Genomic DNA, 15,796 nt, shown 5'->3' with positions numbered 1-15,796 from the left:
TTATGGATTCCACTTGTTGGAGAGCGCGGGCCGTATGGTTTTCAGGTCCGGCTGGTTCTCGAGGAAATTGTCCGGGTAGTAGCCGAAACTGGTGGCGCCCTGACGTTTGAGGCGGCCCATCCAGTCGCTTAGCTGCGCGCCGTCGATGTCGGAATCGATTTGTTTGGTCCAGTCCTTGGCCTGCAACTCGAACACCGTGCGATTGAGCGCACCGGGACGCGCCTTGACCGTGGCCACCAACGCTTCGAGCCATGGCCCGGATTGCGCGTGGCTTTGTTTTTCCATCAGCGGCATGGCCATCGGCGCGGTCCAGTTGTAGGCGGCAAGGAAGTCGTCGAGGTTCTGCGCAAACCAGGCTTCGCTCTGGGGATTGAGCATTGGCTCGGCAAAGATGTTGCGCGCGGTCAGCACCTGCGGACCGCGAATCGCGCGGACCTTGGCGGTGAGTTCGTTGGTGAAATCGATCAGGTAGCGGCTCTTGAACCGCGTCCAGCGTTGCAGCGTGGCCGGGTCATCACGCAACGCCGCAATCGAGCCCGGCAGACCGTTGGCCGCGTAGACCTTGAGCGCTTCGGGGCTGCCGTCTTCGAAGTCCGAGAGCACCGCGTCATCGTGATAGAGAATCCCGTCCACCGAGGTCAGGCGTGCGACGTCTTCGTAGATTTCCCCGATGATGCGCCGCACATTCGGGTCGAAGGGCGACAGGCGTTTGTACTGGTCCGGATCAACCGACGTGGTGCCGGTTTTCGGGTCCCAACGCGTGACGCGCGGCAGCTTGGAATCCAGGGCAAAACTCAGCACCGGCATCCAGGCGAAGACTTGGACGTGAGCGCGAGTACGCAGCTGCCAGGCCACGCGGTCGAAGATGTCGGCGCGCACTGGCAAATGCCGGTTGGGAAAGTACAACGAACGCACCAGGCCATCGCCCTGGGGATCGGCGAAGGCTTGCAGGAACACCGTGTTGGCGCCCATGTCGGCCATGCGCTGGATCAGTTTGCCGAGGTTGATTTCCTGTTGGGCCGGGTCGGCGTCGTAGACGTTATCCAGGTCCACATGCACCACACGCATCGGCGATTCGGCTTGCACTGAAACGATGCTGTTGGCGAAGTGCTCACCGTCCGGGTCCGAGGCCACGAGGAAGCGCGGGCTGCTCATCAGGTTGTCGAGGGCATCGAGGCCGTCGTCCAGGGTCAGGGCCATTTTGTAGCCCTGCTCGCTGACCACTTGCAACGAAGTACCGTCCGCCGCGCCGTACGGCCAGACCCAGATGCGCGGTTTGTAACCGGTGACTTTGCGGATTTTCTCGGTGATGGTCGCGACGTCGCTGCGCATCCGCGCCTGGAATTCGGCCTCGGTTTCATAGCGACCGTTGACCGCGTCATAGCGACGAGTCGCCGCCGCCGGTTGCAGGTTGCCTTGGGGGTTGGCCAACACGCCCTTGTGGCTGGCATCGGTGTGCGCGGCGATTTCCACCAGTCCAGATTTAGAGATCTCGCGGATCTGATCCCAGGTCAGGAAGTCCGAACGCTGGCGCGGTGTGCCGGCGAAATCCACCGGTTGGTTCAGCGGCGTGTCGATCCACACCCCGACCGGCGCCAGCAAGGCGTGCCAGTTATAAGCGCGCAGCACCGGCAGCACGCGGGTGTAGAAGCTCGAATAGCCGTCGTCGAAACTCAGCAGGATCGCCTTGGGCGGCAGCTCAGGACCGCCATTACGCGCGGCGATGATCTGGTCGACGGTGACCGGTTTGTAGTTGTTCTCCCTTAACCAGGCAAGCTGCTCGATCATGCGTTCGGTACGCACCGCCACCACTGCTTGATCGGGGTCGCGGTCTTCGACGTCGTGGTAAGCGATGCCGAGCACATGGTTTTTCGGCCACGGCTTTTCGCTGGCCGGCAGCGTGCGCTCGGACGGCGGCGTGAACGCCGGGGCTTGCTGGGCGCAGGCGCTGACCAGCAGCGCTCCCAGCAAAAGGATGAAACGCGAGATAAAAGGCATCTTCAAACTCTTCTAGAAGCGGTAAGTGAGGTCGACGAGCAGGCGCAGATCGGTTTCGCGGTCGCCGTCATAGGGCCGGTTGATCACAGTCAACAAGCCGCCCACCTCGAAAACATCATTCCAGCTGTAGCGCTGGCCGTAGCCCAGCAAGCCGATGCCGCCGGTGCCGTGATCGCGCTGGCTATACGTGCCCGCGCCGGCCTGGAATTGCTGGCTCCAGGAAGTTTCGTAGCGGCGATAGAGCACATGGTTAACGTTGACTGTCGGCAGTACGCTGAAGTCGGATTTTGGGTTGAAGTACGGCACGTCCTCGGACGCGGAGTTGTGGCTGGTGCCGACTTCCAGGCCGAGATCGACTTGCACTTTCGGCGCGGTGTAGACGCCCTCGCGCCCGGTGAGCAAGGCTTCGACGCGGTTATTGCCGTCGCTGAAGTGCGACGGGCTGACCGCGAGTTTCCACTCGCGGCTTTCATTGGCGCGCCAGCGGATAAAACCGCTGCCGCCGTTGGCCGTGACATCGCTGTTCAACGCGCGCAATGGTGTGTCGGCCGAGAGGTAAGCGAGGCTGCCGCCGTACTGCCAGTGATCGTCGATGTCCCGGGCAATCGCCAGGCGTGCGCCCTGCTTGTTGCCGTAACCGAAGTTGTGATTGGAGACTTCCGCTTCCAGGGTCATGTCGCGAGTACGGCGCTCGACGCCCAGCCGTTGCGTGCGATCACGCCCGGTGCCTTCCTGGAAATCACCGGTGGCGTAACCGACACCGGCAAAAACGCGCCAGTCTTCGTCGATGGGCGGGCTGTAGAGCACGGTTTCGATGCCGAAATCCTTGCTGCCGGACACCGCACCGGCGCCGCTGTCGCCACCGCCATAACTCTTGCCGCCGTAGCTCTGCACCCGCAGCTCAGCCATGTCATGCACCTCGCGCTGGCGCTGTAAACGCTGGACCTGACGGTTGTCCGGGAAACGCGCGGCCACGTCGTCGGTCAGCGCGTCCATCTGCCGCCATTCCTGCAAATCCATGGCGGTATGGGCTTGAGCGACTTCGAGGCCCATGTCTCGCGGGACCATGCTCTCGGTTTCCTTGAGCTGCAATTCCGCGCGACGCGGCCAGTCCCGAGCCAGGTACAAATCAGCCTGGGCCAGGCGCAAACCGATGTTGCCCGGCGCCTGATCGACCAAGGTTTGCAAACGCTGCTCGCCGGACGGCAGATCGGCGCCGTAGGTTCCGGCCTGAGCGGCGAGTTGTTGCGCGTCCATCCATTCATCGTTGGGATTGCCCACCGGCAAACCCTTGAGTTCGACCCGTGGCTTCTGGGTTTTCGCCAGGTCCTCGGCGACTGCGCGCGCGTCGTCAGCCTTGTCGCTTTCGAGCAGCGCGTAATAGAGCGCGGTGCTGTCTTCGAGGCGATCACCGACGTCAGCGTCTGGCGCGACCAGCACTTGGCGATAGAGATCAGTGGCGATTTCAGGCTGGCGTTGATCCAGATAGGACGACGCCACCCAACGCAGGGCGTAGGTCGGAATCTTCACGCCTTCGCCATTGAGTTTCTGGTATTCGCTGATCACATCAGCGGTGCGCGCACGGGCCTTGAGGGCACCCATGCGGTCGATGCGCCAACGGGTGACGTCGTCGTGGGCGGCCGGGTCCGGGGTCCAGGTGGCGAGCAATTTGTCGTAATCGGCCAACGCCCGATCAGCGATCACATAACGCTCTTTTTCGCTGCGGGTGGCCAGTTCTGCCAAACGCACGCGCTCGGCGGCGAGGTCGCCTTCAATGCGGCGCAATTGCACCGGATCGATCAGCCCCGGCCGTTGCTGAGCCAGGCGCAGGGCCGGTTCCGGCAGGCGCGCACGTTGCAGGGCAAACACGTATTCACGGGCGACTTCCGGTTTGCTGCCGGCGCGGATGAAGGCCTGATCGTATTCGAACAGGGCGTCGTAGTTATTGCCGGCGCGGGTCAAGGCATAGGCCAGGGCCAATCGCCGGGACGGATCCTCGGGTTTAGCAGCCACCAAGGCTCTGGTGCGAGTCACGGCTTCGTCGGGTTTGCCGGCATCAGCCTGAGTCATGGCCAAACCGAGTTGCAGGTCCGGGTTTTGTGGCTCCAGCGCCAGCGCCTCGTTGTAGAGCCCGGTTGCCGAGTCCCAGCGCTTGAGGTTGCGATAGGCGCGGGCGGTGGCGGTCAAGGCCTGAACCGGCAACACGCGGTTGCGGCCCTGGGTTTCATAGACCTGCACCACTTCGGCGTCCAGGCCGGCCCAACTGGCGATCTGCAAATGATCGCTGACCTGGCTGGTGGTGGCCTGGTTCACCGGCACCTGGCGCAGTACGGTCAGCGCTGGCGCGTAATTGCCCGCACGGGCATCGCGAACCATCTGGTCGTAAGGTGTGTCGGCGAACGCCAGCGCCGGCCAGAGCAACTGGCTGCACAGCGCAACGCGAAACAACGGGCGTAAGCCACGATGAATAAAGGGACCAGCAAAACGCGGCATTCGTCAGCATCCTTACACGGCCAGCCGGGTCGCAATGCTCCCCTTGCCCATTCGTAAAAGCCGGGTCGACAGGACCTGGCTAACTTGTCGGGGCGCAGTCTTGCACGCGAGTTTGGTCAGCTATTCAGAACGCAATATTTATTCAGATTCGTGACATCACTTGGCCCTGTTCAAATCCCGGACAGCAAAACGCCCGGCGTCTGAGGCCGGGCGTTTCTGTGTAACCCTTGGTTTTACTGGACTTGCCCAGCGCCGCCGAGTTTGCCCATGACGAAGCCGACAAACTGCTCGACGGTCATTTTCTGGCCGTTGAATTCCACCTGATTGTTGGCGTAATGCAGTTTTGTGACGACGTCTGAGCCTTCCAGTTTGGCCAGTTGCGTGCCCACGGCCATGCTGCTGAACATGTCGCTGGTGGCGGTTGCCTGATCGACGATGGTCTTGGCGTCGGTCTGGCCATCCGCTTGCGCCTGGATGCTGAGCAGGTCAACCAGCATCGGCTTGGACACTTTGATGTTGATGTCCAGCAACGCGATCAACTGGCGGACCAATTGGTCTGGCGGCAGGTCCATGGACGCCGGTTTGGTCAGGTCCAGCACCAGGTTGGCGCGGCTTTCACCGTTGGCCGAGTTGAACGACAGATTCTCCAGAGCAAACTGTGGACCGGCGGCCAAGAGTTTTTCCAGACCGGCCTTCACTTGCTTCTCTTCTTCTGGCGTCAGGTTCAGCTCGGGGGCTGGTTCACCGGCGGCAGCGGCTTTGGCGGCGGCTTGCTCGTACGGCTGCAACTTGGTCTGGTAAATCTCCATCAGCGACATGGTCGACGGGATGTCGAGGTTCTTCAGGCTCATGGCCATCTGAGCCGAACCGACGGTTTTACCGTTGAACGACACTTCGCCAACCTTGTAATCCGCACGCCCGGAAGCGCTGGTGCCGGATTCTTCGGTCTGGTTCTTCATTTCGAATTTGTTGACGCCCACCACCGACTGCTTGGGACCGAAAGTGGTCTTGCTGCTGGTCAGCTCGACGGTGTTTTCGCCGGTGTAGTAGCCGTAGGTGCTTTTGACCAGGTTGCTGGCCACGGTCAGGCCGTTCATCTCGACGGTGACCGGCGCCTGATCTTCCGACACGGTGGTCAGCTTGAGGCTGTCCATGTAGCCGTCGGCCTTGACCTTCTTGGCCTCGGCGCTGGCAGCGATGTCCATGTTCAAACCGGAAAACTTCAGGCTGGACTTGTCATCCAGTGCCACTTCCAGCGGCAGCAATTCGAAAGTGCCGTTGGTGGAATTGTCGTAGCCGATGTTGACCACGCCTTTGACCGGCGACTGGCCGTTGGCGGCAGCGAACCATTTTTCCGTGGTCGAAGTCTTTTCCAGCTCGAAGTGGTTGGTGGCCATGACCGGCAACCATTTCAACGAAGCCAGGCGCGAGAACGGCAGCGGGCCGTGTTCGACGCGATCAACGAAAAGCAATTCGACCGGTGCTTCACCGAACATCTCGCCCTCGCCCTTCAGGCGATAGTGAGCGGTGCTGCTGAACACACCACGCTCAAGGGACACCAGTTCCAGGGACGCCGTGCCGTTTGAACCGACCAGCGCGGCTTGCAGTTCTTTGTTGGCGTCGGCGACGGAGGCGTTGAGCACGCCTTCGAGTTTAGTGCCGGTGTACCAGGCACCGCCGGCGCTGATTGCACCGATGGCAACGACAATTCCGAGAAGCACGCCTGCTGATTTATTCATGAATTACCCGATCAATGTCCGTTGTTGAAAATGTGGTCGTCTTCCCTGAACCCATGACGGGCCGTGGTCACGACTGCGCAAAAGTGCGATGGAGATTAGCATTTGCGGGGCGAGAGGGCTTAATGATTAAAGGTTAAAGAGTGTCTATGGACAGGTTACGAGGGTTGAGAGTTTCAGCGCTCATGAAATCGCCTTCGCGGGCAAGCCTCGCTCCTACAGAGGATCGCATCCGTCCTGTAGGAGCGAGGCTTGCCCGCGAAGGCGTCAGTCCAGCCACCATTGAATCAGGAATACTGCATTTCAATCTCATCCAGCTGATGATCAAAGCTTTTCAGCCGCGCCGTCCACGTATAGACCAGCACTTCAAAATCCCGATTGATCACCGCCCCGCCCGTCACTTCCGCGCGCGGGTCGCAGAAGTCCAGTTGATAGCGCTCGCGGGCCATGGCGTTGGCGACATCGGAGAGTTCGCGGGCGTTGTTTAGCCAGTGCCAGCCTTCTTCGGTGACTTGCTTGTCGAGGGCCAGGCATTGGGTCTTCAAGGCTTCGAGGCTTTTTTCCAGCGGTGTGCCGGTGAGTTCGCCCATGACTTCCTGGAACGTGCGCCCCGGTTGCCAGTAGCTGCCCCAGAAGTAGCGATCAAACACCGTTTCGACCCGACGCAGCGCTACCTTGGTGTCCCAGATCAGCACCAGCGTCTTGCCTTGTTCGAGGTGTCTTCTTTTGATGCGCGTGCCCTGGACTGAAGCCCAGGCGACCACGACGATGGACATCACGGCAATCAGTGCCGCCGCGCTGTCGAGGAACACCAGCGCCTTGTCGATCTGGTGGGCGAGCATGATGCCGTAGAAATAGGTGGCCGACAGCAACACTAATGCCGCAATAGCGCACCAGAAGCCGGGAGCATAAGGGTTTTTCATTATTAGAGTCCCCATGACCAACGCGAGCCTTGATTGACGGGATCGTCGCGCGATCCCGTCAAGTCAAAGCATAGCAACGGCCTCAGGGTTTGCCGGGCTGTGACGCTTGCGTTCGTCCGCTTTCCCAACCGCCGCCGAGGGCGAGGAACAAATCGATCTGGCTCATCGCGACCTGAGTGTTGGCCGACGCCAGTTGCGCCGTGACATCGGTGTAGGTGCGGGTGGCTTGCAGGTCCGCCAGGAAGGATGCGCGTCCGGCCTGGAAGAAGCGGTGAGTCTGGTCTGCCGCCAGTTGCGCCGACTGCTCGGCATCGGCCAGGGCATCGCGGCGTTGCAGCAGCGCGGAGTACTGGGCCAGACCGGTTTGCGTCTCGCGGATCGCGTTGAGCACCACGCCGTCAAAGTGCGCCAGCGCGCCTTGGGTCGAGGCTTCGGCTTCGCGGATTCGCGCGCGGGAGCCGTTGGACGGCACGGTCCAGCTCAGCAACGGACCGAAGCCCCAACGATTGGTCTGCGGTTTGCCGAGGTTTTCCAGGGTGCCGACGGTGCCGATCGACGCACCGATGCTGATGTCCGGGTACAACTCACCGGTAGCGATGCCAATACCGGCGGTCGCGGCGGCCAAACGGCGCTCGGCCTGACGCACATCCGGGCGGCGCTTGAGCAGCGTGGCGCCGTCACCGACCGGCAACAATTGCGCGATCTTCGGCAGCTCGTTGCAACCGGCGGTACCTGCCGGCAGTTGATCCAGCGGCTTGGCCAGCAACATCGACAAGCGGAACAACCCGGCCTGACGCGACGCCTCATAACGCGGCATGTCGGCGCGCAAGGATTTGAATTGGGTTTGCGAGCGGGTGACTTGAGTTTCATCGCCACGCCCGGCATCGCGCAGCCGCTGAGTCAGGGTGGTGCTCTGGGCTTGCAGATCGAGGGAATGCTGAGCGATTTCCTGCTCTTCATTGGCCGCACAGACTTGGGTGTAAGCCCGAACCACGTCGGCGACCAGGGTGATACGCGCCGTGTCCGCCGCCGCTTGGGTCGCATCGGCGTTGGCCTTGGCCGCCTCGATGCCGCGCTGCAAGGTGCCGAACAGGTCGAATTGATAAGACGTGGTGATGCCAATGTCGCCGACGTTGGCCACCGGTACTTTCTCAGGCAGCAGGAAGGCTTCGCCTGATTCCTGCAAGCGCTGGGCGCCCATCTTCACGCCGCCGCTCCAGCCGCCTGCAGCCTGGGCTTCATCGACCTGCGCCCGAGCCCGGGACAGGTTCGCCGCCGCCACGCGCAAGTCGGTGTTGGAGGCCATGGCCTGCTCCACCAACTGGTCGAGACGCGGGTCCTGATACAAGCGCCACCAATCACTGGGTACTGGCGCCGAGACCACATCTTTGTCGTTCGTTGCGAGGTTGCCCTGCAAGTCTTCACGGTGCACGGCGGCTTCGTCCGGCAAGTGATAATCCGGCCCGACCACCTGACACGCGGACAGCAACAGGCCTAAACCGGCCACCGCCAAAGCCGAGGCTTTGCTCATTTCGCGGGCTCCTCGGTTTTATCGTCGATGATCGACACCGTCGCGGTACGCCCGGCAATCATGCGGAAATCCGCCGGCACGTCGTCGAAGGCGATCCGCACCGGAATCCGCTGGGCCAGCCGCACCCAACTGAACGCCGGGTTGACGTTGGGCAACAGGTTGCTGCCACTGCTGCGGTCGCGGTCTTCGATGCCGGCGACGATGCTTTCCACATGCCCGCGCAAGCGAGCGCGGTCGCCGATCACGCGGATATCCACGCCTTGGCCGACGTGAATGCCGTCGAGTTTGGTTTCTTCGAAATAGCCGTCGATGTGGAACGAATTACTGTCCACCACCGACAACACCGGCCGTCCGGCGGTCACGAATTCCTGAGCGCGGGGCGCACGGTCGTTAATGTAGCCGTCCACCGGGCTGCGGATGGTCGAGCGATCGAGATTGAGCTGGGCGCTGTCCACCGTCACCAGCGCTTCGGACAAGGCCGACTGCGCACGGGCGACTTTCGACAGGCTTTCTTCAAGCTGTTCGCCCGGCACCAGATTGCCGAGGCCACGGTTACGCTTGGCCTCGCGCTGGGCCTGGGCCAGGGTTTCTTCACGGTCGGCCACGGCGGCTTTCGCCTGGCGCAGGGCCAGTTTGAAACGGTCCTGGTCGATGCTGAACAGCACTTGGCCGCGCTGCACCAACTGGTTGTCGCGCACCTGCACTTGCTGGATCAGGCCGGACACGTCCGGGGCGATCTGCACGATGTCGGCACGGATGTGCCCGTCACGGGTCCAGGGCGCGAACATGTAATACATCACCATGCGCCAGACCACGACAACGGCGAAGCTCACGATCAGCAGGGTCAGCAGGACGCGACCAATGGTCAAAAAAGGTTTTTTCATGTCATCAGGTATCGACTGAGTGAGTCCACGGCGCCGAGCAGCAAAGCGTAGAGAGCCACGTTGAACAATGCCCGGTGCCAGACCAGACGGTAAAAGTGCAGGCGCGTGAGCACCCCGTGCACCAACAGGTAAAACAGGTAGGTAATGCCCATCAGCACCAGCAGCGTGGGCAGGAATACACCGCTGATATCCAGATCACCGATCATAAAGGCGCTCCATCGATGCCATGGGGAAGCGGTTCTTCGAGTGCGCTGGTGCCGACGAATTCAACACCGGGCAGCAACGCCAGGCGCAATCCGCTCAAGGCGTGCAGCAAATGTAGCCGGGCGCCGTCGTCGCACTCGGTGTTGAGGGCGCGACGGGTGCGGTCGAGGGTCATCAGCAACGGACTCGGCGCCGGCAAGCGTTCGCCGGCTTTGAGGCACGCCTTGAAGTACTCACCGACTTCCGCCACCACTTGATGCAGCAACACTTGCGGCACGCCGAGCACTCGCGGGGTGTAGGCCAGCAGGTCGAGCAGGTTCAGCGCCACACGCACTTCGCGCAGGGCGACGCCGGTGTCCTGGCCGATCAAGCCCAGACGCGGCAGGTGCTGCATCAGCCGATCGAGCATCTGCACCCCCAACCTGCGGTGTTCAGATAATGTGGCCGGTTCGGTAAGGCTGACGATGTCGCGCCAGCTGAAACGGGTCAGGCGCTTGGCCGCCAGTTCCGCGCCGAACGGTCGCGCAATCAGCGTCCAGACAAAGGCAAACAGCAAGCCAATTGGCCCGGCCAGGTTGGAGTTGGCGAAGCTGAGGAAATCTGCGTCGTAGGCACCCTGGATACTGATGAAGGACGAGGTGTTCACCAGCGTCAGCAGCATGCCGAGGTAAAACTGCGGCTTGACCGTCAGGGTGCCGATGCAGATAAACGGCACGGCAAACGCCAGCACCAGCATCGGGAAGTCATGCAGGTTGGGCAGGACCAGAAACAGGTAAAGACTGGCGAACAACACCGACATCGCGGTCCAGAAAAAGAACCGGAAAATCTGCGGCGCCGGGTCGTCCATCGAGGCGAAGAAACTGCACGCCACCGCCGCCAGGATCACCGCGCCGCCACCGTCGGTCCAGCCAAGCAGAATCCACAGCACCGAGGCGACAATGATCGCGCTGACAGTGGACATGGCCGAATAGAACATCAGGCCACGGTCAAGAAACGGCGTCAGGCGACCGAGGCGCCAATGGCGATACACCGCGCGCCAGTTGTCCTGGCTTTCGCACTGGATGGCGTATTGCAGGCTGCGGCAGTCTTGCCACAAATCGATCCACTCGCCGAGGCGATACAGCGCGTTGGAGAACAGCAGCTGCTTGCGATCGTCCAGCGCTTCGGAGCTCGGTTGCAGCGCTTCGAGCTGGTCTTTCAGCGCCTGCCAACGCTCGAGGTCGGCGTCTTTGTGCTCGAGCCATTCGGTGGTCGCGGCCAACAGTGGCGCGAACTTATCCACAAGTTCCGGTGTGCGACGTTCCAAGGCATAGAGCGCATCATCGAGGGCATCGATCACCGGCAGCAGGTGGATCATCCGTCCACGCAATTCCTTGGTATTGCGCACCGTTTGCGGCCGCGCGCCTTCGTGGGGCAACTGGCCGATCATCAGCTCCAGGCTGTTGAACGTCGTGACCATCGCCGAACGCAGGGCGCTGACTTCCTCCGGCTGCACGTTGCGACTGAGAAACCGCAGGCTGTAAGTCGAGGCATCGGCGAACCATTTATTCACCGAGTCGTTGAACACCGGTGCCAGCCGCCGGGGCCAGAACATCGCACCAACCACCGCCGCCACGGCGATGCCGAGAAAAATTTCTTCGGTCCGTGCCTCGGCGATGTCCCACACCGCCAGCGGGTTATCCAGCACTGGCAGGGCGATCAGCGGCAAGGTGTAACCGGCGAGCATCAAGGCGTAGCTGTTGGCGGTGCGCAGGTGCAGGGACAGGAACAGCAAGGTCCCGGTCCACAACGCGATGATCACCACCAGCACCCACGGACTCTGGACAAACATCGGCACAAAAAACACCGCCGCCGCCGCGCCCATGAACGTACCGACCGCGCGGTACAGCGCCTTGGAACTGGTCGGGCCGACAAACGGACTGGAAACGATATACACCGTGGCCATCGCCCAATACGGACGCGGCATTTGCATGAGCATGGCGATGTACAGCGCGGTCATCGACGCCGCGAAAGTACGCACGCCGTAGAACCAGTCCCGCGCCGGGGGTATGCCTGTCCAGAAACCGCTCAAGACTGGATCACCGACGGATAACTCGCGGCTTCAAACGCTCTGAGCACACGTAGTGCCGCTTCCAGATCACTCTGGTCGATGCCTTCCAGCACTTCATGACGCAGACGCACCAACTCGACTTCGACGGCTTGCACCAGCTCCCGACCGGTGTCGGTCAGGCTCAGGCACTTGGCGCGGCGGTCATGGGCGTCTTCCGTCCGGCGCACGTAGCCCGAATGGCACAACTGATCGAGCAGACGCACCAACGACGGGCTCTCCATCCCCGCCGCCTGCGCCACCGTCACCTGCCGCACACCCTCCCCCAAACGCCCGATCATCAACAACGGGACGGCGCAGGCTTCGGAGATTCCATAATTGACCAGCGTGGTCTGGCAGATCTTCCGCCAATGCCTGGCGGCCACCACCATGGCACTGCTGATGTTCATCTGGAGAGCGTCGAGGTTTTTTGGCACGGGGGAATGACACACTGTTAGTTTGCTAACTATCAATATCGCATTCGAGGGAAAGGGCGGTCAAGTTTTGAAACAATTTGGCGATCAACGACACCGCAGCTACCTTCCAATAGATGTCATTCAGAAATGTCTTCATATGTGTTTGGCACAATGGGTAGGTTGTGAATTCTGAGTCTCGCGCCTAGAATCTCCCAAAATGGGAGAAACTCGATTCGTGCGAATAATTGCCAAAGGGACATTGAAAATTTTCTGGGAAAGTAGCCCGGCCTACGCCGACGCGGTCACTCCTCTCTCAGAGTGGTATCGACACATGGAGAAGTCGTCATATCGCACACCCCAGGAAGTAAAAGCCGAGCTGAGAACCGCCAGCGTTCTAAAGGGTGGACGTGTGGTATTCAACATTGCCGGCAACAAGTATCGAGTGATCCTGGCAATTGACTACGAACGGCAATTGGGTTTTGTGCGCTTCGTCGGCACGCATGCCCAATACGATCAGATCAATGCGGAGACTGTGTAATGAACATCAAACCCATCCGAACCGATGAGGACCTCACCAATGCGCTTTTGCGTATTGAGCAACTGTGGGGGGCGGCTTTGGACTCACCTGAGGGTGACGAACTCGAGATACTGGCCCTGCTGGTCGAAAAGTATGAAGACGAGCACTTTCCGATTCCAGCCTCCGACCCCATCGAGGCGATCAAATTTCGCATGGACCAGCAAGGTTTGACTGCCCGAGACCTGGAAGCCTTTATCGGTCCCAGCGGTCGAGTATCCGAAGTGCTGAACCGTAAGCGCCCGCTGAGCTTGAAAATGATCAAGCGCCTGCACGACGGGTTGCGAATTCCTTATGAATGTTTGTTTGCAGAGATAGTTTGAAATTCACTGGGCTCACCCTCCTTTGAACGAAGGAGGGCAGAAGTGGGAAATTAGAGCTTATAGGTCATCCAGACTCACCGGGATCGGTTTTTCATGCCTTCGCGAGCGGATGACTTCTGACAATTCAAGATCATCGAGACGCTCCATCAAGGCCTCGGGAACATCGGCAGGAACCTCGACCGCAGGCCCGCCACGGATGTCACCCAGTACCACTAAAGAATTTTTCTTCATCTCAGACACGATTTTTCACACCCCCCGCCCCTTCCTCATCAACACATCCAACTGGTCCACCACCTCCGCCCAATCCGCATCATCCAGAATCTCGTCCCGCAAAAAGGCAGCTTGGCTTTCGGTCCAGAAAAACGCGTCCGCCAGGTGCAGTTCCGGTTTGAGTGGTGAATGGGTGGCGATGAATTGGTCGATGCTGACCGGGTCGTTGGGCAGGCCGAGTTGTTTGAACAGGGAGGGCAGGCTGTGGGTTGGGGATTCCATGTTGGGCTCCTGGGTGATTGGGAAAATTGTTCGCGGGCAAGCCTCGCTCCTACAGGGGGAACGCGATCCCTTGTAGGAGCGAGGCTTGCCCGCGAAGGCTATATCACTGACACCGTAAACCTAATGACTCAACTCGCAAACCTCCGCATGCGGCACCATTTTCAGGAACTCCGGCATGCTCATGTGCAGCAGGTTGTTGTGGTTGCCGGCTTCCAGATAAATATCTTTCTGCCGGGTCAGCAACGGGTCGATAAGCATGTCCAGGCCATAGGATTCACCCAGCGCCGGCACCGCGCCGCGTTCGCAGTCGTTGAACAGGTGCGCCAGGGTGCTTTCCCGGGTGATCTGCCATTCGCCACTGCCGCGTACTTTGCTCAGGTCCAGGTGGCGGCTGGCGGGGAGTACGGCCATCAGGTAGTGCCCGTGGTGGTCGTCGAGGATCACCGATTTGGCCACCCGTTCGGCAGGAATGCCCGACACGCGAGCCGTTTCGAGGCTGCTGGCCGAGTGCGGGTGGGTGACGATGTCGAATTCGCATTGAGCCCGATTCAGGCTGTCCTGCACGGTTCTTGCCATACGCATGATGCACCTCGGTGTCCGCTGCAACGACAAACGGACGATGGTTAACGCTGTTTCATCCACTAAAAGTCTAGGCCCGCCAATGCCTCCGTGTGGGAAATCTGCCCGTCGGAACCACCGCAAAAACTGGTCAAAATTCGTACAACTCACAGCTCAGCTAAACTGAATAAAGAACCACCCGACTCTCGCGGAGGGTCACGTGAACATTCGTTGCTGTGCTGTGGCGCTGCTGTTGGCCTTGAGCGGATCTGTATTCGCGGCGGACACGGTTTTCCTGTTCGCACCCGATCCCCTCGGTATGTGGCTGATCGTGTTTGGCGTCGCGTTTCTGGTGGCCGAGGCGACCTTGCCTAATTACGGCGTGATCGGGCTCGGCGGGCTGGTGATGTTCGTCGCCGGCGCGGTGATCCTGAGCAATACCGAGGTGCCCGTGCCGCTGATCATCGGTCTGGGATTGATCAGCATTCTGCTGCTGATTTTCCTGGTGATTCATGCCCTGAAAACCCGCCCGCGCCGCATCGTCAGCGGCGATGCCGGACTGGTGGGCAGCGTGACGCCGGTGATGGCGTTACAGGCCGACAGTGCCTACAACGGCTGGGTGCATTTGCAAGGCGAAAAGTGGCAAGTGCTGAGCGCCACGCCGCTGCAACCGGGGCAGAATGTCCGGGTCGTGGGGCGCAAGGGATTACTGCTACAAGTGGCCGCGGCTGACGCGGCGCCGGCTGGAGAATAACCATGGGCCTGCAACTGGGTTTTGCCGCGCTGCTGCTGTTGGTGATTGCGCTGGCGGGGTCGACCTTTCGCATCCTGCGTGAATACGAGCGCGGCGTGGTGTTCCAGCTCGGACGCTTCTGGCAGGTCAAGGGGCCCGGCCTGATTTTGCTGATTCCGGCGGTGCAGCAAATGGTCCGCGTCGACCTGCGGACCATCGTCCTCGACGTCCCGCCTCAGGACGTGATCACCCGGGACAACGTCTCGGTGAAGGTCAACGCGGTGCTGTATTTCCGCGTGCTCGATCCGCAGAAAGCAATCATCCAGGTCGAAGACTTCCTCATGGCCACCAGCCAATTGGCGCAGACCACGTTGCGTGCGGTGCTGGGGAAACATGAGCTGGATGAGTTGCTGGCCGAGCGCGAGCGGTTGAACGTGGATATCCAGCAAGTGCTCGACGCCCAGACGGACAACTGGGGGATCAAGGTGGCCAACGTCGAAATCAAGCACGTGGACCTTAATGAATCGATGGTGCGCGCCATCGCCAAACAGGCCGAGGCCGAGCGGGAACGACGGGCCAAGGTGATTCACGCCGAGGGCGAATTGCAGGCTTCGGAAAAACTCATGCAAGCGGCGGAAATGCTCGGGCGTCAGCCGGGGGCGATGCAGTTGCGGTACATGCAGACGTTGAGTTCGATTGCCGGGGACAAGAGTTCGACGATTGTCTTTCCGTTGCCGATTGAATTGCTCAAGGGGATGGCGGATTTGTCTTCGAAACCTTGAGGAAGATCAAAAGATCGCAGCCTTCGGCGGCTCCTACAGACGGTGTTCCCAACCCGAAACGGC

At 60.7% G+C, this 15,796-nt stretch carries 16 protein-coding genes; 4 read left to right on the top strand and 12 right to left on the bottom strand.

Annotation, left to right across the window (positions count from 1 at the left end):
* The 9 genes from pgaB to LOY68_RS00845 form a co-directional block, all read right to left on the bottom strand.
* On the bottom strand, positions 1–1,998 hold the full coding sequence (gene pgaB, locus LOY68_RS00885) for a poly-beta-1,6-N-acetyl-D-glucosamine N-deacetylase PgaB (RefSeq protein WP_265042437.1): 1,998 nt from the start codon (positions 1,996–1,998) through the stop codon (positions 1–3).
* Between the two features lie 12 nt (positions 1,999–2,010).
* Complete coding sequence (gene pgaA / locus LOY68_RS00880; protein ID WP_265042436.1) at positions 2,011–4,491, bottom strand: poly-beta-1,6 N-acetyl-D-glucosamine export porin PgaA; 2,481 nt, start codon at positions 4,489–4,491, stop codon at positions 2,011–2,013.
* Positions 4,492–4,724: 233 nt separating this feature from the next.
* A complete protein-coding gene (locus LOY68_RS00875) occupies positions 4,725–6,230 on the bottom strand; it encodes a YdgA family protein (protein WP_265042435.1) in 1,506 nt (501 codons plus the stop codon).
* A 284-nt stretch (positions 6,231–6,514) separates the two neighbouring features.
* Positions 6,515–7,150 carry a hypothetical protein gene (locus tag LOY68_RS00870; RefSeq protein ID WP_054050265.1) on the bottom strand — a complete coding sequence of 212 codons (636 nt, stop codon included), beginning with the start codon at positions 7,148–7,150 and terminating at the stop codon, positions 6,515–6,517.
* Between the two features lie 82 nt (positions 7,151–7,232).
* Positions 7,233–8,681 carry an efflux transporter outer membrane subunit gene (locus LOY68_RS00865; RefSeq protein WP_265042434.1) on the bottom strand — a complete coding sequence of 483 codons (1,449 nt, stop codon included), beginning with the start codon at positions 8,679–8,681 and terminating at the stop codon, positions 7,233–7,235.
* Positions 8,678–9,565 carry an HlyD family secretion protein gene (locus LOY68_RS00860; protein ID WP_123516005.1) on the bottom strand — a complete coding sequence of 296 codons (888 nt, stop codon included), beginning with the start codon at positions 9,563–9,565 and terminating at the stop codon, positions 8,678–8,680. The genes LOY68_RS00865 and LOY68_RS00860 overlap by 4 nt, the downstream gene beginning before the upstream one ends.
* On the bottom strand, positions 9,562–9,771 hold the full coding sequence (locus tag LOY68_RS00855) for a DUF1656 domain-containing protein (RefSeq protein WP_054050271.1): 210 nt from the start codon (positions 9,769–9,771) through the stop codon (positions 9,562–9,564). Before LOY68_RS00855 ends, LOY68_RS00860 begins: the two co-directional genes overlap by 4 nt.
* Positions 9,768–11,840 (bottom strand): FUSC family protein, encoded by a 2,073-nt coding sequence (locus LOY68_RS00850; protein ID WP_265042433.1) that lies wholly within the window; start codon positions 11,838–11,840, stop codon positions 9,768–9,770. Before LOY68_RS00850 ends, LOY68_RS00855 begins: the two co-directional genes overlap by 4 nt.
* Entirely contained in the window at positions 11,837–12,265 is a 429-nt protein-coding gene (locus LOY68_RS00845) for a MarR family winged helix-turn-helix transcriptional regulator (RefSeq protein WP_054050275.1), read from the bottom strand. The genes LOY68_RS00850 and LOY68_RS00845 overlap by 4 nt, the downstream gene beginning before the upstream one ends.
* 241 nt (positions 12,266–12,506) lie before the next feature.
* Between LOY68_RS00845 and LOY68_RS00840 the strand changes: the two genes are divergently transcribed.
* Entirely contained in the window at positions 12,507–12,809 is a 303-nt protein-coding gene (locus LOY68_RS00840; protein WP_054616627.1) for a type II toxin-antitoxin system HigB family toxin, read from the top strand.
* Positions 12,809–13,168 (top strand): helix-turn-helix domain-containing protein, encoded by a 360-nt coding sequence (locus LOY68_RS00835; RefSeq protein ID WP_054616594.1) that lies wholly within the window; start codon positions 12,809–12,811, stop codon positions 13,166–13,168. Before LOY68_RS00840 ends, LOY68_RS00835 begins: the two co-directional genes overlap by 1 nt.
* 57 nt (positions 13,169–13,225) lie before the next feature.
* Here the strand turns inward: LOY68_RS00835 and LOY68_RS00830 are convergent, their stop codons facing one another.
* From LOY68_RS00830 to LOY68_RS00820, 3 genes are all read right to left on the bottom strand, one after another.
* Positions 13,226–13,399 (bottom strand): antitoxin, encoded by a 174-nt coding sequence (locus tag LOY68_RS00830; protein WP_265045737.1) that lies wholly within the window; start codon positions 13,397–13,399, stop codon positions 13,226–13,228.
* Positions 13,400–13,414: 15 nt separating this feature from the next.
* Entirely contained in the window at positions 13,415–13,660 is a 246-nt protein-coding gene (locus tag LOY68_RS00825; RefSeq protein WP_265042432.1) for a DUF2789 domain-containing protein, read from the bottom strand.
* Between the two features lie 120 nt (positions 13,661–13,780).
* Positions 13,781–14,242 (bottom strand): aminoacyl-tRNA deacylase, encoded by a 462-nt coding sequence (locus tag LOY68_RS00820; protein ID WP_054050281.1) that lies wholly within the window; start codon positions 14,240–14,242, stop codon positions 13,781–13,783.
* A gap of 196 nt (positions 14,243–14,438) precedes the next feature.
* Here LOY68_RS00820 and LOY68_RS00815 point away from each other — a divergent pair, with 196 nt between their 5' ends.
* Together LOY68_RS00815 and LOY68_RS00810 are read left to right on the top strand one after the other, a co-directional pair.
* Positions 14,439–14,972, top strand: coding sequence for an NfeD family protein (locus tag LOY68_RS00815; RefSeq protein ID WP_265042431.1), 534 nt, complete (start codon positions 14,439–14,441; stop codon positions 14,970–14,972).
* Between the two features lie 2 nt (positions 14,973–14,974).
* On the top strand, positions 14,975–15,733 hold the full coding sequence (locus tag LOY68_RS00810) for a slipin family protein (protein WP_054050285.1): 759 nt from the start codon (positions 14,975–14,977) through the stop codon (positions 15,731–15,733).
* The last annotated feature ends 63 nt before the right edge of the window (positions 15,734–15,796 follow it).

The organism is Pseudomonas sp. B21-053, assembly GCF_026016365.1.
In the GTDB taxonomy this organism is placed as follows: Bacteria; Pseudomonadota; Gammaproteobacteria; order Pseudomonadales; family Pseudomonadaceae; genus Aquipseudomonas; species Aquipseudomonas nunensis.
Note: the sequence above shows the minus strand (reverse complement) of the source record. Positions and strands in the feature narration are given on the sequence as shown.